The 23,488-nt window shown below is 28.1% G+C and carries 21 protein-coding genes; 15 read left to right on the top strand and 6 right to left on the bottom strand.

Annotated features, from left to right (window positions below):
- Positions 1-82 precede the first annotated feature (82 nt).
- On the top strand, positions 83-2,509 hold the full coding sequence (locus Q0733_RS07520) for a zinc-dependent metalloprotease (protein WP_298780850.1): 2,427 nt from the start codon (positions 83-85) through the stop codon (positions 2,507-2,509).
- A 1-nt stretch (position 2,510) separates the two neighbouring features.
- On the opposite strand, the gene Q0733_RS07515 is transcribed toward Q0733_RS07520, so the two are convergent.
- Positions 2,511-3,782 (bottom strand): DUF2851 family protein, encoded by a 1,272-nt coding sequence (locus Q0733_RS07515; protein ID WP_298780848.1) that lies wholly within the window; start codon positions 3,780-3,782, stop codon positions 2,511-2,513.
- Positions 3,783-3,890: 108 nt separating this feature from the next.
- On the opposite strand from Q0733_RS07515, the gene Q0733_RS07510 reads away from it, so the two are divergent.
- The 9 genes from Q0733_RS07510 (at position 3,891) to Q0733_RS07470 (ending at position 12,087) form a co-directional block, all read left to right on the top strand.
- Positions 3,891-4,523 carry an NAD(P)H-dependent oxidoreductase gene (locus Q0733_RS07510; RefSeq protein WP_298780846.1) on the top strand — a complete coding sequence of 211 codons (633 nt, stop codon included), beginning with the start codon at positions 3,891-3,893 and terminating at the stop codon, positions 4,521-4,523.
- Positions 4,524-4,659: 136 nt separating this feature from the next.
- Entirely contained in the window at positions 4,660-6,126 is a 1,467-nt protein-coding gene (locus Q0733_RS07505; protein WP_298780844.1) for an aminoacyl-histidine dipeptidase, read from the top strand.
- Between the two features lie 174 nt (positions 6,127-6,300).
- A complete protein-coding gene (locus Q0733_RS07500) occupies positions 6,301-7,065 on the top strand; it encodes a ParA family protein (RefSeq protein ID WP_298780842.1) in 765 nt (254 codons plus the stop codon).
- A gap of 1 nt (position 7,066) precedes the next feature.
- Positions 7,067-7,951: a ParB/RepB/Spo0J family partition protein gene (locus Q0733_RS07495; protein WP_298780840.1), complete on the top strand. Its 885-nt coding sequence runs from the start codon at positions 7,067-7,069 to the stop codon at positions 7,949-7,951.
- Positions 7,952-7,993: 42 nt separating this feature from the next.
- Entirely contained in the window at positions 7,994-8,554 is a 561-nt protein-coding gene (locus Q0733_RS07490) for a DUF5683 domain-containing protein (RefSeq protein ID WP_298780838.1), read from the top strand.
- A gap of 1 nt (position 8,555) precedes the next feature.
- Positions 8,556-9,257, top strand: a complete 702-nt coding sequence (gene dapB / locus Q0733_RS07485) for a 4-hydroxy-tetrahydrodipicolinate reductase (protein ID WP_298780836.1) — start codon at positions 8,556-8,558, stop codon at positions 9,255-9,257.
- Positions 9,258-9,337: 80 nt separating this feature from the next.
- Complete coding sequence (gene lepB / locus Q0733_RS07480) at positions 9,338-11,074, top strand: signal peptidase I (RefSeq protein WP_298780833.1); 1,737 nt, start codon at positions 9,338-9,340, stop codon at positions 11,072-11,074.
- Positions 11,075-11,079: 5 nt separating this feature from the next.
- On the top strand, positions 11,080-11,676 hold the full coding sequence (locus Q0733_RS07475) for a WbqC family protein (protein ID WP_298780831.1): 597 nt from the start codon (positions 11,080-11,082) through the stop codon (positions 11,674-11,676).
- Positions 11,677-11,781: 105 nt separating this feature from the next.
- Positions 11,782-12,087 carry a DUF6122 family protein gene (locus Q0733_RS07470; RefSeq protein WP_298780829.1) on the top strand — a complete coding sequence of 102 codons (306 nt, stop codon included), beginning with the start codon at positions 11,782-11,784 and terminating at the stop codon, positions 12,085-12,087.
- Here Q0733_RS07470 and Q0733_RS07465 read toward each other — a convergent pair.
- The 5 genes from Q0733_RS07465 to Q0733_RS07445 are packed head-to-tail and all read right to left on the bottom strand — an operon-like array spanning position 12,082 to position 18,729.
- Positions 12,082-13,575, bottom strand: coding sequence for a lipopolysaccharide biosynthesis protein (locus Q0733_RS07465; RefSeq protein WP_298780827.1), 1,494 nt, complete (start codon positions 13,573-13,575; stop codon positions 12,082-12,084). The genes Q0733_RS07470 and Q0733_RS07465 overlap by 6 nt on opposite strands.
- A gap of 8 nt (positions 13,576-13,583) precedes the next feature.
- Positions 13,584-14,843: a glycosyltransferase family 4 protein gene (locus Q0733_RS07460; protein ID WP_298780824.1), complete on the bottom strand. Its 1,260-nt coding sequence runs from the start codon at positions 14,841-14,843 to the stop codon at positions 13,584-13,586.
- On the bottom strand, positions 14,840-16,018 hold the full coding sequence (locus tag Q0733_RS07455) for a glycosyltransferase family 4 protein (protein WP_298780821.1): 1,179 nt from the start codon (positions 16,016-16,018) through the stop codon (positions 14,840-14,842). Before Q0733_RS07455 ends, Q0733_RS07460 begins: the two co-directional genes overlap by 4 nt.
- An 8-nt stretch (positions 16,019-16,026) precedes the next feature.
- On the bottom strand, positions 16,027-18,468 hold the full coding sequence (locus Q0733_RS07450; RefSeq protein ID WP_298780819.1) for a YfhO family protein: 2,442 nt from the start codon (positions 18,466-18,468) through the stop codon (positions 16,027-16,029).
- A 3-nt stretch (positions 18,469-18,471) separates the two neighbouring features.
- Positions 18,472-18,729, bottom strand: coding sequence for a DUF4834 family protein (locus tag Q0733_RS07445; RefSeq protein ID WP_298780817.1), 258 nt, complete (start codon positions 18,727-18,729; stop codon positions 18,472-18,474).
- Positions 18,730-18,905: 176 nt separating this feature from the next.
- On the opposite strand from Q0733_RS07445, the gene Q0733_RS07440 reads away from it, so the two are divergent.
- From Q0733_RS07440 to Q0733_RS07420, 5 genes are read left to right on the top strand one after another with little or no spacing between them, the layout of a single operon-like run.
- On the top strand, positions 18,906-20,048 hold the full coding sequence (locus tag Q0733_RS07440; RefSeq protein WP_298780815.1) for a transporter: 1,143 nt from the start codon (positions 18,906-18,908) through the stop codon (positions 20,046-20,048).
- Positions 20,049-20,065: 17 nt separating this feature from the next.
- On the top strand, positions 20,066-21,199 hold the full coding sequence (locus Q0733_RS07435) for a GTP cyclohydrolase (RefSeq protein WP_298780812.1): 1,134 nt from the start codon (positions 20,066-20,068) through the stop codon (positions 21,197-21,199).
- Positions 21,183-21,890, top strand: coding sequence for a 16S rRNA (uracil(1498)-N(3))-methyltransferase (locus tag Q0733_RS07430; protein ID WP_298780809.1), 708 nt, complete (start codon positions 21,183-21,185; stop codon positions 21,888-21,890). Before Q0733_RS07435 ends, Q0733_RS07430 begins: the two co-directional genes overlap by 17 nt.
- Positions 21,891-21,928: 38 nt before the next feature.
- Positions 21,929-22,570, top strand: coding sequence for a DUF4159 domain-containing protein (locus Q0733_RS07425; protein WP_298780806.1), 642 nt, complete (start codon positions 21,929-21,931; stop codon positions 22,568-22,570).
- Positions 22,554-23,474: a bile acid:sodium symporter family protein gene (locus Q0733_RS07420; RefSeq protein ID WP_298780804.1), complete on the top strand. Its 921-nt coding sequence runs from the start codon at positions 22,554-22,556 to the stop codon at positions 23,472-23,474. Before Q0733_RS07425 ends, Q0733_RS07420 begins: the two co-directional genes overlap by 17 nt.
- The last annotated feature ends 14 nt before the right edge of the window (positions 23,475-23,488 follow it).

The following is a 23,488-nucleotide window of genomic DNA, read 5'->3' as shown; positions in this document are numbered from 1 at the left end:
TTTTTCATTTTAACATAGTACTTAAAATAAATAACGATATTTTTTTGGTATTTTCACGTTATAATTACCAATGAATAAATATATGAAGAAACTACTACTATTATCATTAATTTTAGCCATTGCATTACCTTCTGAGATAATTGCACAAAGAAAAAAATCAAAAAATAAAGACTCCAAAACAACAACATCAATTCCTGAGAAAAATAAGACTTCAAAATATTCAGATTTTGTAACGAAAAAAACAAAAACAGACGATGGGCTTTTTAAAGTGCACGAAACCAAGGATAAGTATATGTATGAAATTCCTAAATCATTTTTAGGAAAAGAAATGTTATTAGTAACCAGAATTAAAGAAATACCTGCCGGATTAGGTGGTGGTTATGTAAATGCTGGCTCAAAAATAAACACACAAGTAATCGTTTGGGAACATTTTAAAAACAAGGTTTTATTAAAAGTAAAATCCTACAATGCAGTTGCAAATGACTCTTTGCCTATTTACAAATCTGTAAAAGCAAACAATTTAGAACCAATTATTTACGCTTTTGATGTAAAAACTGAAAACCTAGATTCTACGGCTATTTTGGTTGATGTCACAAAATTTTTCTCTTCAGATGTGAAAGCAATTACGGCTTTACCATCTAGATTTAGAAAAAGATACAAAGTAAAGAGATTAGACGCATCAAGAAGCTTCATCAACAATATAAAAAGTTACCCTAAAAATATTGAAGTTGTTCAAGATTTTACGTTTGATGCTGATACACCGCCTAGTAATTCAAGAACAAATACAATTACAATTCGAGTAAATCAATCTATGATTTTATTGCCAGAAGACAAAATGATACCAAGGCTTTATGACAAAAGAGTTGGTTATTTTTCTATCGGAAATATAGATTATAATTCTGAAGCTTTAAAAGCTGACGACAAAAGATACATAAGGCGTTGGCGACTAGAACCCAAAGATTTGGCTGCTTATAATCGTGGTGAATTGGTTGAACCAAAAAAACCAATTATTTATTATTTAGATCCTGCAACTCCAAAAAAATTAAGAAAATACATAAAACAAGGAGTAGATGATTGGCAAAAAGTTTTTGAAACCGCTGGTTTTAAAAATGCAATTATGGCAAAATATCCTCCAACAAAAGATGAAGATCCTGAATTTAGTATGGAAGATATTCGCTATTCATCTATAAGATATGTAGCAAGCACAACCAGAAATGCAATGGGACCAAGTGTTTCTGACCCAAGAACTGGAGAAATTATTGAGAGTGATGTTATTTGGTACCACAACCATTTACGTTCTTATAGAAACAGATATTTATTAGAAACTGGAGCTGCAAACCCTTCTGCTAGAACTTTAGATACTCCTGCTGAAGAAATTGGAGAAATGATGCGCATGGTAATTTCACATGAAGTGGGTCATGCATTAGGTTTACCTCATAATATGGCAGCTAGTTATGCATATCCTGTAGATTCATTACGCTCCGGAAATTTTACTCAAAAATACGGAATTGCAGCAACCATAATGGATTATGCTCGTTATAATTATGTTGCACAACCCGGTGATAAAAACATACGGTTTATTCGCCAATTAGGCCCTTATGACCACTACTCTATCAATTGGGGATATAGACAAATTCCGAATACTAAAAAACCTGAAGATGAATTAGCAACGTTAGATAAATGGATTTCTGAGAAAGCTGAAAATCCTATTTACAGATTTGGAAATAAACGCTATGACCCTTCTTCACAAACAGAAGGTATTGGAAACGATCAAGTTAAAGCTTCTACCTACGGAATCAGTAATTTAAAAATAGTTGCTAAAAATTTACCAAGTTGGACTTCAAATCAAACAAATAATTATGAAGATCTATCAGAATTATATGGCGAACTTTTAGGAGTTTGGAGCAGATATGTAGGGCATGTTACTGGTAATATTGGTGGTATTTATGAATACAATAAGAAACCAAGCCAAAACGGAAATGTATACACCGCTGTTACAAAAGAAAAACAAAAAGAAGCTTTAAAGTGGTTACAAGAAAACGCTTTTAAAACTCAAGAATGGCTAGTTGATAAAAATATTTTAGCAAATACTGATGAAGCTGGTTATACGGATAGAATTTTACGATTACAAAACAGACATTTGTACACAATTTTAAATACCACTAGGTTAAAAAGAATGATTGATCTCGAATTAATTCAAGATAATTATTATTCTGTTGCAGAGATGGTAAGAGATTTAAGAAAAGGTATTTTCAACGAAGTAAGTTATATTAAAAATGTAGATGTTTTTAGACGTAACCTTCAAAAATCTTATATAGATAGACTAGAAAAATTAATGAATGACAAAAACTCACAAAATTCTGACATACAGTCAATTGCAAGAGCAGAATTACAAAGCTTAAATTCTTTATTAACAATTGCTAAAGACAGAAGGACAAACCTTATTACCAAATATCATTATAGAGATTGTTTAGCAAAAATTAAAAGAATTTTACAACCTAAAAACTAACTTAAGTTCTTAGCAAATTATTTCCTATTGCGCATTGCAAACAACGTTTCTTTGCGCAATAATTATTTTTAAGCTGTAATAAAGCTTGACTTTCAAGAGCATTTTCAGCATTAACACTTAAAGTAGAAAAATTAGAAATAATGCTATTTTTTTCTGATGAAATTTGCTTCATCAATTGCATAATATCCTCTTCATCAACTTTTCCCATACTTTTTAAATACACAAATTTTAATGGAATAATTGTATTGATTAACAGTAAGTCTATAAATGATTTGGTTAACTTTTTATGTGATTTTTTTGACTCAGTTTCAAAAGTATAGTGTGTTTTCCAAAAATCAGAAACGTTAATAGAAAACAATTTGTAAAAATCTTCTTTTTTTGAAACAGAAATCAATTTAGAAAATAAACTCTGCTGTAAAAAAAACAAAGAAGCCAACTGCGCTAACCTTATGGTTGGAAAATTATTAGGTCGCATTCTAAAAAACTGAAACTGACCATTAGCAAGAGGCTGTAAATTATATTTATATTTTAAATATTCGTATTCTTTTTTTAATAAAATAGTATACTCTTCTTTTACTTCTTTATCTAAAAAACCAGCTTGTCCAAAAAACAAAGCTGTTAATTGGCACTCATTAAAACGTACTTTTCTAAGAATAGAAAAATCAAAAGATTTTGCCAATTGTAAAAAAGCATCTCCATTCACTTTTAATCCAAAATTCTTTGCTAATAATTGAAATAAAACAGCTTCAAAATCATGATTCGTTTGCTGTAATAACTCTTTAATAAAAATTGATTTTTGCTCTAGCCTCTCAAAATACAAACGCTCTATCCAATTATCGATCACAAACTGTTTTAGACTCTTAATTTGAGATTCACAAGAAATCCAACTTTGCTTATTTAAAACTAATTTTTGATAATTTAACAATAGTTTTCTATCTACAAAACCTTTTATTTCTAAGGTTGCTAAAGCTTTATTATTTTTCATAAAAACTTCAGCATCATGTTCCCACACAATATGTAAAATTACAGCATCATATTTTGTATCTTCTTCATGCTTATGCAAATACCAATCAGAAGACTTTAAATGCATTTCTACATTACCAAACCAAATTTGATCATCTATTTTTAGATGGGCATTAAAAAAATCTGGCCCTGAATTTTTATTATGATTACCAGATTTTAAAATAATTACTTCTTTATTATCAACAGTGTATAAATTAGTTTTAGAAAATAATTTATACTGCCAAACGTAGTATAAAAATTCTTCATTCATAGTTTTTGTTTCAAGATACAAAATTTTTTATTTGCTTATAAATTTTAACAATACAAACAAGAATCAATAAACAAATATTACCCTATTTTTGCACTACAAAACAAAAAAATGAATACAATACAAAGTTTAGAATGGCGCTATGCAGTTAAAAAATTTGATAACAATAAATCTCTATCAAAAACACAAATAAACACCTTAAAGAAAGCTTTTAACTTAACTGCAACTTCTTATGGTTTACAACCTGTAAAGCTTATTATCATTCAAAACAAAGAAATTCAAAAAGAATTAGTTGCTCATTCTTGGAATCAAACTCAAGTGGAACAAGCTTCTCATCTTTTGATTATTTGTATTCCTAAAAATTATACAACTGATGAAGTAAAAAATTATTTTTCATTAGTTAAAAAAATTAGAAACACACCAGATTCAATTATAAATCCATTTAAAGAATTTTTAACATCAGAAATTGATAAAAAATCTCAAAAAGAACTAACTCTTTGGAATAAAAACCAGGCTTATTTAGCGTTAGGAAATTTATTAACTGTTTGTGCTGTTGAAAAAATTGATTCTTGTCCAATGGAAGGTTTTATTGCTGAAAAATATGATGAAATTTTACAATTAGAAAAACACAATTTAACTTCAACCTTGATATTACCTGTAGGATTTAGAGCTGAAGATGATTATATGAAAGACTTAAAAAAAGTACGTAAAAATCTTGATGATGTAATTATTGAAATCAATTAAGCAAACCAAAAACAATTTACTTCTATTAGATTAGAGTTTAGAATTGAAAATTAATAAAATAACACTTTTTTAGAAATCTTTTTTTTAGCCTTAAAAAAACGATACTTTTGAACAACCAATTTTAAGAAATTTTACCATGAGTCAAAATATAAGAAACCTAGAACCAAAAACAGTTTGGAATCATTTTGCAGATTTAAATGCAGTTCCTCGCCCTTCAAAAAAAGAAGAAAGGGTTATTCAATTTATGGTTAATTTTGGCAAGAAACTAAATCTAGAAACTTTTGTTGATAAAGTTGGTAATGTTATCATTAAAAAACCCGCAACAACAGGAATGGAAAACAGAAAAACTGTTGTAATACAAGGTCATTTAGATATGGTTCATCAAAAAAATTCTGATACAGTTTTTGATTTTGATAAAGAAGGAATTAAAATGTTTATTGATAACGATTGGGTAAAAGCTGAAGGTACTACTCTAGGTGCTGACAATGGTTTAGGAGTTGCAGCAATTATGGCTGTTTTATCATCTACAGAAATTAGTCATCCAGAAATTGAAGCGCTTTTTACAATTGATGAAGAAACAGGAATGACTGGCGCAATGGGGTTAGAGGGCGGTATTTTAAAAGGTGAAATTCTTTTAAACCTTGACACAGAAGAAGATGACGAAATTGGCATGGGATGTGCTGGTGGTGTAGATATTACCGCTACAAGAACTTACAAAGAAGAAGAAAAACCAAAAAACACAACCGCTTTTTCTATTGCAGTTACAGGTTTAAATGGTGGTCATTCGGGAATGGATATTATTAAAGGTTTAGGAAATGCGAACAAAATTATGAATCGCATTTTGTTTGATGGTTTTACAAATTATGGTTTGAGGATTTCTGAAATTAATGGAGGAAGTTTACGAAATGCAATTCCTAGAGAAAGTTTTGCTAGTATTTTAGTAGATACTATTTCTAAAGATGCTTTTTTATTAGAAACAAACCAACTTATTAACAATATAAAAGGTGAATTTTTAACAATAGAACCTAACTTATCTATTGAAATAGAAGAAATTTCTTCACCTAAAAACGTAATGAATTTAGGCGTCCAAGAAGGTTTAACAAAAGCTATATATGCTGCTTTAAACGGGGTTTATAGAATGAGCCCAGATATCGAAGGCTTAGTAGAAACTTCTAATAATATAGCAAGAGTTATTGTAAAAGAAGGAAATATTAAAATAGGTTGTTTAACTCGCTCATCATCAGAAACTAATAAATGGGATTTAGCAAACTCTTTAAAATCTTCTTTTGAGTTAGCTGGTTTTGAAGTAGATTTCTCTGGTGAATACCCTGGTTGGTTACCAAATGTAAATTCTGAAATTTTAAAAACGGTTACGCAAACTTATATTGATTTGTTTAAAGAAAATCCTAATGTAGCAGCTTGTCATGCAGGTTTAGAATGCGGAATTTTAGGGCAAAATTATCCTAAAATGGATATGGTTTCTTTTGGACCCAATATAAAAGGAGCACATTCTCCTGATGAAAGAGCTCAAATTTCATCAACACAAAAGTTTTGGAAATTTTTAATAGAAGTACTAAAAAATACACCAATAAAACCTTCTTAATCTTACTTAAAAAAAATCATTATTGTTTTCTCTTTAGAAATTGTTTAAAACTTAAAAAACAAAATATAAAATATTGACTAATAGGTTTTTAAAAATTTATATTTTTGTTAACATCTTTCATAGTTATAAAAGAGAATAAATCGTAATTTTACTTCTAAGAAATATATCTTTTTAATGGGGAAAATAATTGCAATAGCGAATCAAAAAGGAGGTGTAGGAAAAACTACAACGAGTGTAAATCTGGCAGCTTCTTTAGGTGTTTTAGAAAAAAAAATATTACTAATTGATGCTGATCCACAAGCAAATGCATCATCTGGATTAGGTATTGATGTAGATTCGATAGAAGTTGGAACATATCAAGTTTTAGAACATACTGCATCAGCTAAAGATGCAATTATTGGTACAACATCACCTAATGTTGATGTAATACCAGCGCATATAGACTTAGTTGCTATTGAAATTGAATTAGTAGATAAGCAAGAAAGAGAATATATGTTAAAAAAATCATTAACAGATTTAAAAAAAGACTATGACTATATTATTATAGATTGTGCTCCTTCTTTAGGATTAATCACATTAAACTCATTAGTAGCTGCTGATTCCGTGATTATACCAATTCAATGTGAATATTTTGCTTTAGAAGGCTTAGGAAAACTTTTAAATACAATTAAAAGCGTACAAAAAATTCATAATCAAGATTTAGATATTGAAGGTTTATTATTAACCATGTTTGATAGTAGACTTAGGCTATCAAATCAAGTAGTAGATGAAGTTAGAAAACATTTTTCTAGTATGGTTTTTGATACAATTATTAGAAGAAATACACGTTTAGGTGAAGCACCAAGTTATGGAGAAAGTATTATTGCTTATGATGCAACAAGTAAAGGTGCTATAAATTACTTAAATTTAGCTCAAGAATTAATAAAAAAGAATTCGTAAAATGGCGAGAGCAACCAAGAAACAAGCTTTAGGAAGAGGATTATCTGCTTTATTACAAGAAACACCAAACATAAATTCTGCTTCAGATAAAAATGCCGATAAATTAGTTGGTAATATATTAGAAATAGAACTAAACTCAATTGAAGTAAACCCTTATCAACCAAGAACTTACTTTGACGAAGAAGCTTTAAGAGAATTAGCAAGTTCTATTAAAGAACTAGGTGTAATTCAACCAATTACTGTTAGAAAATTAGAAGGAAATAAATTTCAGTTAGTTTCTGGTGAACGCCGCTTTAGAGCATCAAAACTAATTGGAAACAAAACAGTACCTGCTTATATTAGATTAGCAAACGATCAAGAAATGCTCGAAATGGCATTGGTTGAAAACATTCAAAGAAAAAACTTAGACCCAATTGAGGTTGCTCTTTCTTACCAACGTTTAATTGATGAAATTCAATTAACACAAGAAGAATTAAGTACCAGAGTTGGTAAAAAGCGTTCTACGGTTACAAATTACTTACGTTTGTTAAAATTAAATCCAATTTTACAAACTGGAATGAGAGATGGATTTATTTCCATGGGTCATGGCCGTGCAATGATTAACATAGAAAACACTGAAGATCAACTTGTTGTTTACGAAAAAGTATTAAGAGATAAATTATCTGTTAGACAAACAGAAGACCTTGTAAAAAGTATAAAAACCGGCACTATTGCAAAACCTAAAAAGAAAACAATTCCTGCTTTTGTAAAAAGTAGTAAAAAAGATTTTAGTGACTTTTTTGGGCACAAAATAGATATTACCGTTAGTAGTAATGGTAAAGGAAAAATTTCTATTCCTTTTCATTCAGAAGAAGATTTTAATCGTATAAAAAACTTATTAAAATAAGTGCTTTTTAAAAAAGTCATACTCGTTTTTTTCGTTGCTTTTTTGTCTGCGAATCTTTTTGCTCAAAAAGATACAACTGCCGTAAATGTAACATCAAAAAAAGAAAGAAAAAAGTTAAAAAAAATAAACAATCTACAAGGAGTTTATAATCCTTTATCTCCATCAAAAGCAGCATTTTATTCTGCTATTTTTCCTGGAGCTGGACAAATTTACAATAAAAAATATTGGTTAACTCCTGTTGTATGGGGTGCTTTAGCAATACCTACTTACTACTATTTAGAAAACAATAGTGAATATAAACGTTATAGAACAGCTTATAAATTAAGATCCATTGGTTTAGAAGATGAATTTACTGTAGATGGTGTTGAAATTCTTTCTTTAACAGCGTTAGAATCTGCACAAGAACAATTAAAAGAAAACCGAGATATGTCTTTATTATCTGGTGTAATAATTTACGTTTTACAAATTATTGAAGCCAGCGTTAGCGCACATTTGCTACAATTTAATACTGATGATAATCTTACATTTAAACCAACAATAATTCAAGATCCAATAAAATTTGACACAGCATCATTTGGGTTAACAATAAAATATACTTTTTAAAATGAAAATTGCATTACTAGGCTATGGAAGAATGGGAAAAGAAATTGAAAAAATTGCAATTTCTAGAGGTCATGAAATAGTTATTAAAAAAGATGTTAATGATACAATTGACATTACTTTAGCAGATGTTGCTATCGACTTTAGTGTACCAAACTCAGCTTTTAATAATATTACAAATTGTTTAAACAACAATGTTCCGGTAATTTCTGGAACTACAGGGTGGTTAGATAAATATGATGAAGCAACTGCACTATGCGAAGAAAAAAAAGGAGCTTTTATTTATGCATCTAATTACAGTTTAGGCGTAAATATCTTTTTTGAGCTTAATAAACAATTAGCTAAATTGATGAATACTATTGAAGGCTATAACATTTCTATGGAAGAAATTCATCATACCAAAAAATTAGATGCACCAAGTGGTACAGCAATTACATTGGCAGAAGGAGTTATTAATAATTCATCAAAAAAAGGTTGGGAATTAGATCAAAAAACATCCGAAGAAAATATACCTATTGTAGCAAAAAGAATTCCTGAGGTTCCAGGAACACATTCTGTTTGGTACAATTCTGATGTTGATACTATAGAAATTAAACATACAGCTCATAATAGACAAGGTTTTGCTTTAGGTGCTGTAGTTGCTGCAGAATGGATTTTAGACAAAACAGGTGTTTTCTCAATGAAAGATGTGTTAAACATCCGTTAAAAACTGTAACATTTTATTTATTTCGCGCCTTATAGAGCATTAAAAATCATCCTTTTTTAAAAGGATACAAAATATACATTATGACGTTTACACAGTGGTTTATCTTTTTTATAGTTGTACAAGTAATACATTTTTTAGGTACATGGAAACTATATGTAAAAGCTGGTAGAAAAGCTTGGGAAGCTGCAATTCCTATTTACAACGGAATTGTTTTAATGCAAATAATAAATCGTCCAAAATGGTGGATTGCATTATTATTTATACCCATTGTAAACCTATTAATGTTTCCTGTTATTTGGATTGAAACCATTAGAACTTTTGGTTTTTATAAAAAATTAGATTCATTTTTAGTCATAGTAACTTTAGGCTTTTATATTTTTTACGTCAACTATGCAACAGATGCAAAATATAATGCGAATAGAAGTTTAAAACCAAGGTCTGCTTTTGGTGAATGGGTTAGCTCAATTGCATTTGCTATAATTGCTGCAACTTTAGTTCATACATATTTTATGCAGCCTTTTACAATACCAACTTCATCTTTAGAAAAATCTTTATTGGTTGGAGATTATTTATTTGTAAGTAAATTTCATTATGGTGCAAGAGTACCATCAACAGTAATTGCTGCTCCAATGGTACATGATACAATCCCATCTATTCCTGTTCCTCTTGCAGGTTTTAATTTAAATCCTTCGTTTGTATCTTATCTAAAAAAACCACAATTACCTTATACTCGTTTACCTGGATTGCAAAAAATTAAAAACAACGATATTGTTTGTTTCAATTGGCCTGCAGATTCTTTAGCTACAATGTGGGGAGATAATTCTGGAAAATTTACGTATAAACCTGTTGATAAAAAAACAAATTATGTAAAACGTTCTGTTGGAATTGCCGGAGATACTTTAGAAATGAGAGATGGCTACATTTACATAAATGGTAAAAAGAACGAATTACCTTACAGAGCAAAATTACAATTCTATTATACTTTTGAATGTACGCAACCTATAAATCAACGTTCATATCCAAAATTTTTATTAGGTAAAGAGAGAACTGGAGTTTATAAAGTTTTATCTGAATATTGGGATAATCCTAAGGTACAAGAAGCAATTAAAAAGAACGGAAATCTTACAAAAATTGGTCAAGATTCTTTATACACAGAAGTTGCTGGAGGAATTAATCCAGATTTTGCCAATAGATTAAAAATGATTAATGTTGAGAATAAAATAAACATTAACTTAACAGAAGAAGAAGTTGCTAGGCTAGAAAAATACCCCCTAACAGTTTCTGTAACAAAAATAAATCATGCTCCAGATAAAGCTATTTTTCCTCATGTAGAAAAATTAGGTTGGAGTCAAGATAATTTTGGCCCAATTTATATTCCTAAAAAAGGAGCAACAGTAAAATTAGATTTAGAGTCGATTCCTTTTTATGAGCAAATCATTAAAAATTATGAGTTTAATGATTTAGTTATAAATGGTGATGATATTTTTATCAATGGAGAAAAAGCAGATTCTTATACCTTTCAACAAGATTATTTTTATTTAATTGGAGATAATAGACATAACTCTTTAGACGCGCGTTATTGGGGATATGTTCCTTTTGATCATGTTTTAGGAAAACCTGTAATGATTTGGTTTAGTTGGGATGCAAATGCACCAAGTTTTATAGCAAAATTAAAGTCTATTAGATGGAATAGAATGTTTACCACTGTTGGTGGAGATGGAGAACCTGTTTCTTACAGATATTTTGTTTTTGCTTTAATTGCAATTTATATTGGTTGGAGTTTTTATAAAGGAAAGAAAAAAACTGAGAAAAAGTAAATAAGATGTCCTTATTTATACCAACATACTTCTCACCTATTTCTCAATATTCAGAAATTATAAAATCTGATACTGTTACTTTTGAAATGGAAGATAATTTTCAGAAGCAAAGCTATAGAAATCGTTGTTATATATACAACTCTAATGGAAAACAACAATTGACTATTCCTGTTAAACATGTACTTAATAATGGAAGAAAAAAAACGAAAGACACTTTAGTAGAAAACAATTTTCCTTGGCAAGATCAACATTTTAAATCTTTAAAAATAGCTTATAGAACATCGCCTTTTTTTGATTTTTTTGAAGATGACATTGCTTTTATTTTCGAAAAAAAATACAAATATCTTCATGATATAAATATTGATACTTATCTTTTTATTACTGATGCATTGCAATTAAGTACTGATTTTTCGAAAACTACAGCATATAAAGTTGATGTTCCTAAAAATGATTTTAGACAACTAGCAGAAATCAAAAAACAACCTACAAAACTAGTAGATACATACATACAGATGTTTGATGACAAACATGGTTTTATTCCTAATTTATCTATTTTAGACTTATTGTTTATGGAAGGACCGAATACTGAAAGCTTTTTATAATTTCTTTTAATCCCAGAAGAAAGCTTTAAGCTTATTTTAAAATCATCATCTAAAATTTTATTATAATAATCTAAAAAGGCTTTATTTTGCCATAAGTCTTTTTTTATGCTAAAATTTTTAATTCATTATTCACTTCACTTTGTTGTTCCTCTTTTAATCGCTTATGTTTTCTTTAAAAAAAACTGGAAAACCGTTTATATTATTTTCTTATTTTCTATGTTGGTAGATTTAGATCATCTTTTAGCAAACCCAATATTTGACAAAAATAGATGTAGTATTAATTATCACCCTCTACACTCTTACATAGCAATTGCGTTTTATGGTATCGCTTTATTATTTAAAAAGATCAGAGTTGTTGCATTAGCATTGCTATTTCATATGCTAACAGATTTTATAGATTGTCATCTATAATTTAATATACTTCTTTATAAGTGCGTTAATTTGTTCAGAAACTGAAAGCTTAACTACTAAAAATAAATACAGCACTGCAATTAAAATACTTTTACATATAAGGTTAAAAACAGGAGAAATATCTCTATTAAACATTTCTATTGAAGGAAAAGAAAAATTCCAAAAATAGAAAGATAAAAACAAAATAAGAATTGCAAAAAATAACAATACAGTTTTGTTTGTAAATGGAGTTATAGAAAACTTACGCTTTACAAAAAACAACTTAATTGTATTAAATATTAGAATAGTAACTAAAGTTGCCATTGCCAAACCATTTGTTCCAAAATCTAATTCAAAATAAAAAAGTTTATTCAAAAAATAAACAGACAAAGCCATACCAACTCCTATTGGCAAAGCAATTCTATAAAACTTAGAGTTGTTTATTATGGTTCCGTTATTACCTAAAAACATTGTATAAAGCTTAGCTAAAGAAATCATTAAAACAACCAATTCCCCACCAGCATATCCTTTTTCTGGCATTAACTTAAACAATTCATGAACACCACAGTTCACCAATAAGAAAAATAACCCGCCAACTAAAAATAGGTTTATAGAGCTTTTTTTGTACAAGTTTTCTACTTCAACCATATCAGAATCATTTAAAGATTTTGATGTTAAAGGTTGTAAAATTTGAGTCATTGCTCGGCTTGGAGCTTCAATAAAAGACCCCATAAAAACAGCAACCGTATAATAGGCTACTTTTTCAATAGTATCTTTACCAGGTATCATATTTTTATCAATATCTAATAGAATTGCTCCAGCACTTCCCGCTAAAATTATATAAGCAGAATATTTTATAATTTCAGAGATGTTATCTGGCAACTTAAAATAAAACTTAGGTAAATAAACTTTAAAAGCATAAAACATCATCACAAAAGTTCTTAAAATATAAGCCCCTGTTAAGTAATAAATAAATTCAACGTTGGTTATCCATTCAAAAAAAACAGCTACTAATAAAATCATTATTACTGCTCTATTCCAAAGTTCTTTTAAAACATTACCAAAAACGGTGTTTAATTGTACTTTTGTCCATGAATAGAAAAACTCAAAATAAGCACAACAAACAGTAATTATATATATCGAAAAAGTATAATTTTCTATATTTTGATTTTCTTCAGTAACTCTACTCATAATTAATTCATGCATGTAATCCCAGCAAAAACCAAGAGGTAAAGCAATAATTAATGGCATAAATATTAATGAAGATAAAAATCGATCTTTTTCCTCTTTAGTTTCATAAGAAGAAAAGAATTTAACCATAGTAAAATGTGCACCAAATGCTAAAAAAGGCATAATAATATTAGATGTAGAAAATAAATAAACAACTAAACCATAAAATTTTGCCCCTAAGAATTCTGGATAAAAAACAATCGTATTTATACCTCCAATTAAAAAAGCTAAATAAATAATTAATGTATTTCTAAAAGATTGCTTTAATACAATTCCCATTTTTTAAATTAAATATTTTTAATAATTTCTGATAATTGTTTCGTTAATTTCTTTCTATGATATTGCTCAATATTTATAGAATCCACCCTTAAATTACCCGTTTTATATTGATTATATAATCGTTTAATTTCTGATTTTAATTTTTCCTTATCGTTAAAATCTACCAAAACACCCGCTTTTGTATTTTCTAATATTTCTGATAAATCACCACCTTTTGGACCAATTGCTAAAATAGGTCTTTTAGCTGTTAAATACTCAAATAATTTCCCTGTTAAAATTCCTTCAGATTTTTCCACATTAGGTATTAACAACAACAATACTTGCGATTTTTTTTGACATTCAATAGCTTTTCTATGAGAAACGTAGCCAACAAAGTTTGTATTTTTATATAAATTATGATTATTTATATCTGTTTTTACGTCATCAGAAATATCACCAATAAAATTAAGCTTTAAATCATTTTTAAATTCAACATTTTCCTTACATAATTCATGTAAGACCTTAAACAAAAATTTAGGATTACTTTGTTTTGGTAACAAACCAATGTAAGAAATTGAAAACTCAGTATCTAATTTTATCAAGTTTTTTGTTAAAACCTCATCATCAAAACCATTTGTTATTACTTCTACTCTATTTGCAGTTTTTAAGAACTCTTTTTTTAACGAATTACTTACTGTTAAAACACAATTGGCATTTTTTAAAACTAAAGTTTCTAATTTCAAATTCTTCTTTTTTGCAAATGAGAGTTGATTAAATTCTGAATTATAATACAAATTAGACCAAGGATCTCTAAAATCTGCAATCCACTTTATGCTTGTTTTTTGTTGTAATTTCTGTGCAATTAAATGCATACTGTGCGGCGGACCTGTAGAAATTAGAGCATCAACTTTTGTAGTTTCTAAAAACTTTTGAAGATATTTTACAGATGGTTTTATCCAAAATATTTTGGGATCTGGCACAAAAAAATTACCTCTAATAAATGATAAAAAACCATTGTTTACAGAATTAGAAACATCTTTTTTTTGTTGATTTTTCTGCTTCCAAAACATAATATCTGTTGGTTCCCAAATTGGCTGTTTTAAAACAGTAATACTTTTAGGAACTTCATTTAAAAGCGATGCATCATCTTTTGGGTAATTTGCATTATCAACCGTATATACAATGGGTTCAATGCCAAATTTTTGTAAATATTTCACAAATTTTAACCAGCGCTGTACACCGCTTCCTCCTGCAGGAGGCCAATAATATGTTATGATTAATACTTTCAATTTAAAAGGTTATCATATAAATGTAAGAGTTTTTTTGAAGTTTGTTCCCAAGAAAACTCATTTCTAACAAATTGTTTTCCATTTTCACCTAATTGAATTCTTAAAGCTTCATTATAATATAGTTTTAAAACTTTTTCTGTAAAACTATGTACATCTTTTTCTTGATGCACCAAACCAGAATTTGTTTTTTCAACTAATCGTTTTTGAGCAATTGCATCACTTACTAACAAAGGTTTTCCTAAACTCATGTATTGAAAAATTTTGTTTGCATAAGCAACATCGTGTTGTAAGTTTCTATGCAATGGCGAAATACAAATTTTACTAGCAACTATATAAGATTGAAATAAGTTCACATTTTGCCAACCTTCAAAATCAACAAAATTTTCAATTTTTAAATCTTTTACCTGTTGTTTTAAAATAGTATCTGTTGTGTTTTTACCAACAATTACTAATTTTAAGTTAGGTATTTCTTCCTTCAATTTTACAACTGAAGAAATTGCAGTTTGTAACCCTCGTCTTATATGAGTATCACCTAAATACAAAACTACAAAGTTATTTTTATATTTTTCAACAATGTAATTATCTATCTTATAATCTTCAAAAAATGAGGTTCTAATGGTATTTGGCACTAAAACAAATTTCTTTTTTTGTTGGGGTAATCTTACTTGTAGGGTTTCTATAAATTCTGGAGAAACAGAAATAACTTTATTTGATTTCTTTATAAATTCTTCTTCTTTGTGTTTCCATTTTTTTGGTGAAATTATATATTTTCCTGGAAATCTTTGAAGATGAGGATACAGTTTCATTACTTCTGGCATATTATCATGCAAATCTAAAACAACAGGTAAATTGTGTTTTTTATTTGCATTAAAAACTGATTGTGCAATTTTAATATCATGAATATGCAACCCTTCAATTTTTGATTTTTTAATGAAATCAGTAATCTTTTTTTGCATTAAAAAAGTATAAAAAGGAACTGTATATGCTAATGCGGAAAGTTTGTATTCTAATTTATTAGATTGATATCTTTTAACTTTAATTCCGTTGATAATTTCATCTCCTAAATTTTTATCATATTTTAAACAAAAAAGAAAAACTTCATGACCTGCTTTCACTAAAGAAACTGCTTCATTTTCCACTCTTGGATCAGGTGGAAAAACAGCGTCGAGAATCATTCCTATTCTCATAATTTCTTTTTCTTCTTCTTTTTATCGTAAAAAAACCATCCAACGGAAGCTACTATTAAAATAAAGTAAGAAGCTAAAGAAATCATACTTCCTTGTTGAATAACTTTTGGCTCAAACTTAAACTCAATTGTATGTTCTCCTGCTGGAATTTTCATGCCACGTAAAACATAATTCACTCTAAAATGTGGCGTTAAGGCACCATCAATATAAGCAAACCAGCCATCTTCATAATAGATTTCAGAGAAAACTGCAAACTGTTCTTTTTTAGTTTTTGATTGATAAGTTAATTCAGTTACATCATATTTTTTAAGTTCAATTGTAGCTGTAGAATCTTTTTCGAAATTGAAATTTATGTTTTCAACAAACTTACTTTTATCAATAACAGCAGTCGTTTTCGTGTTTAAAGAATCTAAGGATTTTATTTCCTCATTGGCAGAATTTACCACTTTTACATTTTCTACAAACCAAACATTTCCATTTGCATCAGTATTTACTTGTGCTTGTTTTTCACCACTTTTATCTGCTACAATAAAATATTTTGTATTTAACATATTTAAAGTTTCCATGTTATTTTTTGAAATCTGAAAATCAAACAACTCACTATAACGTCCTAATTTTGCTGCATGATAACCTCCAATCGATTGATGAAAATAAGAAGTACTTCCATCGTTCATTGGATTTACTGTAAAATTACCAACTCTAAAATGCGTTTTATCTTGTAATATTAATTTATCAGCAGGTGAAGCTGAAAATGGCTTTTCTATTTTTTTTACTGATTTAAAATCATCTTTATTTACATATTTCTTATCCACAGAAATTAAATCAAACAAAACAAAAACTACTAATATAATAATTGCAATACTTTGTTTTAATTTATCTTTTAATAACATCCATAAAACTCCTGCAGAAAGTAACATTAAAGCTAAAGAACGTAACGTATCCATTAATAACATTGATTTTCTGTCTGAAATTACAGCATCTAAAACGTTTTTTATTTGATACTCTTTTTCAATATTTAAATATGTCGCATCTCTTATTCCTTCAAATGTTGAAAAACCATGTGCAAATAAAAATCCGCCAATAATTAATCCTCCAAAAACATAAACGGCTTTCTTTAAGCCTTCTTCTTTTTCATCCGAAGAAATACTTGACGAAAAGAATTCTTTTAAACCTAAAACAGCTAAAACAGGAACACATAATTCTGTAATTACTTGAATCGAAGAAACTGCTCTAAACTTATTATAAAGCGGAATATAATCAATAAAAAAATTAGTTAACACATCAAAATTCCTTCCCCAACTCATTAAAATTGAAAAGATTGTTGCTGCGACTAACCATTGTTTTAATCTTCCTTTCACTAAGAACATTCCTAAGAAAAATAGAAAGAAAATTACAGCGCCAATATAAGCTGGTGCTTCTACAATTGTTTGATCTCCCCAATAGGTTAGTGCATCTTCTGTGAAAAAATCTGCGCCTCTTTTGCCTAAGTTTGATTTTTCTAAAACTTTATATAAATTTGAATCATCACTTAATCTTTCTTGAGTTCCTCCACCCATAAAACGTGGAATAAACAAATTAAAAGTTTCTAATTTAGCATAACTATATTCAGTAATATATGCTTTATCTAATCCTTTTGAAGCTTCTTTTTTAGTTCCATCAACATTAATTGTTAATTCAGATTTACCTCTTGTACTATGATCTCCATATTCTTTCATCGCCATTAAACGAGAAGAATTTGCGCCAATACCTAATAAAGCTGCTGCGATAATAACAATACTTTGTTTTATAAAAACAGGAATAATTTTTTCTTTAATTGCATTTACAAATTCAACAATTCCTAAAATCAATAAACAGAAACCTAAATAATAAGTTATCTGTGGATGATTGGTGTAAATTTCTAAAGTCATTGCAACACCTGTCACAAAAAAACCGAGAATATATCGTTTTTGAAAAACCCACAAAACACCTGCTACAACTAAAGGCATATATGCAATTGCGTGTGCTTTTGCATTATGTCCTGCTCCGAATATAATAATTAAATATGTTGAAAAACCAAAGGCAAGCGCTCCAAAAATAGCCAATCTCCATTCTACTTTTAGTGCCAACATCAATACAAAAAAGCTTAAAAAATATAAGAAAGTATAATCTGCAGGTCTTGGTAAAAAACGCAATAACTTGTCTAAACCTCTTACAAAATCATTCGGGTAATAAGCACTTATTGAGTACGCTGGCATTCCACTAAAAGATGCACCCGTCCAATAAGGTTCTGTATTTTTATCGGCTCTAAAGTCATTTATTTCTTTTACCATTCCTCTAAATTGGGTAATATCAGATTGTGATATTTTTTGCCCTTTTAAAACAGGATGAAAATAAATAATAGATGCCATTATAAAAATAGCAACTGCAATAATATAGGGTATTACTTTTTTTAGTTTCATTAATTATTCTATTTCTTCAAAATCTACGTATTCACCAACAGTATTTTTACTTTGCTCATTATTTTTTGGTGCTTTATCAATAATAGTTTCTCCTTCTTTTACTGTATTTTTGGGTTGCTGCCCTCCAAATTGTTGTGCTGCTTTTTTCTGTATTGTATCTGCCATTTTTTTTACCAAAAATGGAGCAAATAATCTCGCTAAAAATTTAAAAGCGTAATAAAAAAGTAAAATAAAAAGTAAAGTTTTTAATAAACCTGCCATATTGTAATTTAGTTTAAAACAATCTATCAAAAATAACAATTTGACAACAATTGTAGCGTTAACAAACTATAAAACTTTGTCAAAGTTAAAAAAGTATACAATCCTTTTAAAAATAGCATAATTAAACTATGTTTGTTTTACAAACCCATATTAAAAATAAAATTGTTTTTACAAAAATGAACAACTATAAACTAAATCTTATTTTAATCTTAATTTTATTTAGTTTTTCTTCTGTTTACAGTCAATACACAGATGTTATAAACTCTAATAAACCTGGTTTTTCTGAAAGTCCTTACAGTGTTGGAAGTGGAGTTTATCAATTTGAAAACAACTTCTTTTTAAGAAACGTACCAAGTAAAAATGATTTTTCAATTCCACAGTCATTTGGATTTGATATGTTATTTAGAACTAGTTTTTTTCTTGAAAAGCTAGAATTAAACGCACAAGTTGCCTATCAAAAAGATAAAGTTGTATACAAAAACCTTACAAATCCTAATTATTATACCTCTGGATATAGCAATTTTACAATTGGCGCGAAATATTTAGTTTTTCAACAAGAATATGAAGATAAAACTAAAGAAGTAAGAAGTTGGAAAAGAAGGCTGGCTTTTGATAAAAAACGTTTAATACCATCCGTTGCAGTATATGTTGGTGTAAATACAGATTTTTTAAATGGCATTTATCAAACAGGACAAATATCACCCAAAGCAGGAATTTTATTACAGAATAATTTGAGTAATGATTTTAATGTAATTACTAATTTTTATTATGACAAAATAGGAACTGATTTTGATGAATTTTCTTATATCATAACTGGTACGTATAATTTTAATGGTCGTTTTTCTTCTTTTATTGAAAATCAAACACTATTTAAAAAAACTCAAAATGAGACAAATTTAGGTGCAGGTTTTGCTTACTTATTTAATCCTAATTTACAAATAAATACTTCTGGTAGACTTCTTTTTGAAGAACAAGGAAACGGTTTTTATGTTGGCTTAGGAGTATCGTACAGAATTAATAAACATAAAGATTCATATACAGATTTAGAAAAAAGTAAAAATGACTTAATAGACACACCAATATCTAAATATAACAAACAGCAAAATAATTGGTTTAGAAGATTTTTAAACCTTTTTAATAAAAATGATACTTCAGGAAAACAACGTCAAAGAATAAAGGGAACAAAAAAAAGAGGCTCATCAAAAAAAAGAAAAACAAAGAAAAAAGAAACTGAAGTTGAAAAGTTAGAAAGAGAAATAAAAGAACTAGAAAAACAATTAAAAAAAGACGAGAAGAAAAACAGAAAAAATGACAATTAAAATGTTATTTAAATAAAATGATTACACTTAAAAAAGTAGCTACAAAAAAGGAAATGAAACAATTTGTAATGTTTCCTTTTAAACTTTACAAGAGTAATAAATACTGGGTTCCACCAATTATAAAAGACGAAATTGATAGTTTTAACCCAAAAATAAATCCTGTTTTTAAAAATGCTGATGGGCATTTTTTTATTGCTTTTAAAAACGGAAAAGTTGTTGGTAGAATTGTAGCAATTATCAATTGGTTTGAAGTTGAAAAACAACGAATTAGAAAAATGCGTTTTGGATGGTTTGATGTTGTTGATGATATTGAAGTTTCTAAAACCCTACTAAATAGAGTAAAAGAAATAGGGGTTGAAAATAACCTTAATTATATTGAAGGTCCAGTTGGTTTTAATAATTTAGACAAAACTGGAGTTTTAACTGAAGGTTTTAATCATTTAGGAACCATGATTACTTGGTATAATCATCCATATTATAAAGACCATCTAGAGGAAATAGGTTTTACAAAAGAAAAAGAATATTTAGAAAATAAATTTAAATTTAAAAACGTGGATGCTGATTATTTTAAACGAGCCAGTAGCATTATTAAAACTCGTTTTAAACTAAAAGCATTAGATTTTACAAAAACAAAAGACATCTTACCCTATATTGATGAAATGTTTGATGTTTTTAGTTCTGCATACTCTAAATTATCCACTTTTGTCCCAATTTCTGATTCTCAAATTGCTTATTTTAAAATGAAATATATAAGCTTCATTAACCCAGAATATATCAAATTTGTAATTAATGAAAATAACAAGCTAATTGCTTTTGCAATAGTAATGCCTTCATTTTCTGAAGCTTTACAAAAATCAAAAGGAAAATTATTTCCTTTTGGTATTTACCAGTTATTAAAAGCTAAAAAACATGCAAAAGACGTCACTTTTTATTTAATAGGTGTACATCCAGGCTATCAAAATAAAGGTATACATGCCATTATTTTTGATCAATATGTAAAAACTTTTACTTCTTTAGGAATTAAAAACTGCATACGTACTCCTGAATTAGAAGGCAATGAAGCAATAAAAAAACTGTGGAAAAACTTTAAACCTACCACACATAAAAGACGTAGAACTTACAAACTAGATATTAATGCAACTATTTTATAATTCAGAAATTTCTAAGGAAACCAATAAAATTACTTTTGATAAAGTAGAAAGCAAACATATTGTTCGAGTTTTAAGAAAAAAAGAAGGTGATATTTTAAAAATTACAAATGGAAAAGGTTTTCTGTTTGATGTAAAAATAAATATTGCAAGCGATAAAAAATGTTTAGCAGAAATTATTTCATTTGAAGAAAAACCAAAACCTTGGAACTATTATTTGCACATTGCAATTGCACCAACAAAATTAAATGACCGAATTGAGTGGTTTTTAGAAAAAGCAACTGAAATTGGTATTGATGAAATTACACCAATAATTTGCAGCAATTCTGAAAGAAAAGTTGTAAAACAAGAACGTTTGGAAAAAATTATTCAATCTGCAATGAAACAATCATTAAAATTTACCTTACCCAAACTTAATAAACCAATTAAATTTAAAGAATTTATTAAGCAAGAATTTGAAGGTACAGTTTGTATAGCTCATTGTGAAGAAAAAGAGAAAACATTACTACAACAAGTTGTAAAACCATCAGAAAAAACAACTATTTTAATTGGGCCTGAAGGCGATTTTTCTTCCGAAGAAATAACAAAATGTTTACAAAAAGGTTTCAAACCTATTTCGTTAGGAGAAAGTCGATTAAGAACAGAAACAGCGGGTTTAGTTGCTGTTAACACAGTTTCTTTTATCAATCAATAATCACTATATTAGCTTTAAATTATTTTTTAATTTCATTTATGAAGAAAATTTTATTTCTTTTCATTTGCTCAATGTTTTTTTCTATAAACGCACAAGATGTTGCCATTCTAAAATATAATGGTGGTGGAGATTGGTATGCAAACCCAACTGCAGTCCCTAATTTAATTGCGTTTTCAAATCAAAATATAAAAACTAATATTACAGAAAACCCTCAATCTGTGGCTGTAGATAGCGAAGATATTTTTAACTATCCAATATTGTTTATGACTGGTCATGGAAATGTGTTATTTTCAGACAATGAAATACAAAACCTCAAAAACTACTTAATTTCTGGTGGATTTTTACATATCTCAGATAATTTTGGTCTGGATAAATTTATTAGAAAAGAGTTTAAAAAATTATTTCCAACACAAGAGTTTCAAGAAATCCCTTCAAACCATCCAATTTATAATCAAACATTTAAGTTTGAAAACGGAATGCCTAAAATTCATGAACATGATAAAAAACCAGCTCAAGGTTTTGGTCTTTTTTATGAAGGAAGATTAATAGTTTTTTACGACTTTGAAACTGATTTAAGTGATGGCTGGGAAGATGAAATAATACATAATAATCCAAAAGAAGTTAGAGAAAAAGCATTAAAAATGGGTGCTAATATTATAGAATATGCTTTTAAAAACTGATCAAATAATTAACATTGACGATATAAAAATAAACTTTGATTCTGATGGGTTATGGGTTTTAAATATTGCAATTGCTATTATTATGTTTGGTGTAGCATTAGCAATTTCTATTGACGATTTTAAACGTTTGTTTAAAAATCCTAAAATAGTATTTGTTGGTATTTTATCGCAATTTATATTATTACCAGCAGCAACTTTTTTAGCCATAATTATAATAAAACCTCATCCAAGCTTTGCTTTGGGAATGATGATGATTGCTGCTTGTCCTGGAGGAAATGTATCAAACTTTTTTAGCAAAATGGCCGGCGGAAATGCTGCTCTTTCTGTAAGTTTAACAGCTTTTGCTACTTTAATTTGCATTTTTATGACACCTTTTAACTTACAATTTTGGGGTAGTTTGTACCAACCTACAGACGTTATTTTAAAAACTGTAGAATTAAATTGGGTAGATTTATTAAAGCTAGTTTCTCTTATTTTGGGAATTCCTTTAATATGCGGTATGCTTATTAAACATTACCACTCTAAAATGGCAGGTAAAATTGAAAAAGTTTTAAAACCACTTTCAATGACTGTTTTTATCATTTTAATATTTGTTGCTTTTTCGCAAAACTTAAACGTGTTTGTTAGTTACATTCATCATGTTTTATTCTTAGTGGTATTCCATAACATCTTTGCATATATTTTAGGTTTTTATACTGGTAAAATTTTTAACCTAAACAAAAGAGATTGTAAAACAATTTCTATAGAAACTGGAATTCAAAATGGTGGCTTAGGCTTACTTTTAATTTTTGGTTTTTTTGATGGCTTAGGCGGCATGGCATTATTGGCGGCCTTTTGGGGCATTTGGGATGTATTTTCTGGAATGGCTTTAGCAACATTTTGGGGAAGAACAAAAAAATTATAAATCCTTTTAAATTA

Source organism: uncultured Polaribacter sp. (assembly GCF_947500975.1).
Taxonomy (GTDB): domain Bacteria; phylum Bacteroidota; class Bacteroidia; order Flavobacteriales; family Flavobacteriaceae; genus Polaribacter.
Note: the sequence above shows the minus strand (reverse complement) of the source record. Positions and strands in the feature narration are given on the sequence as shown.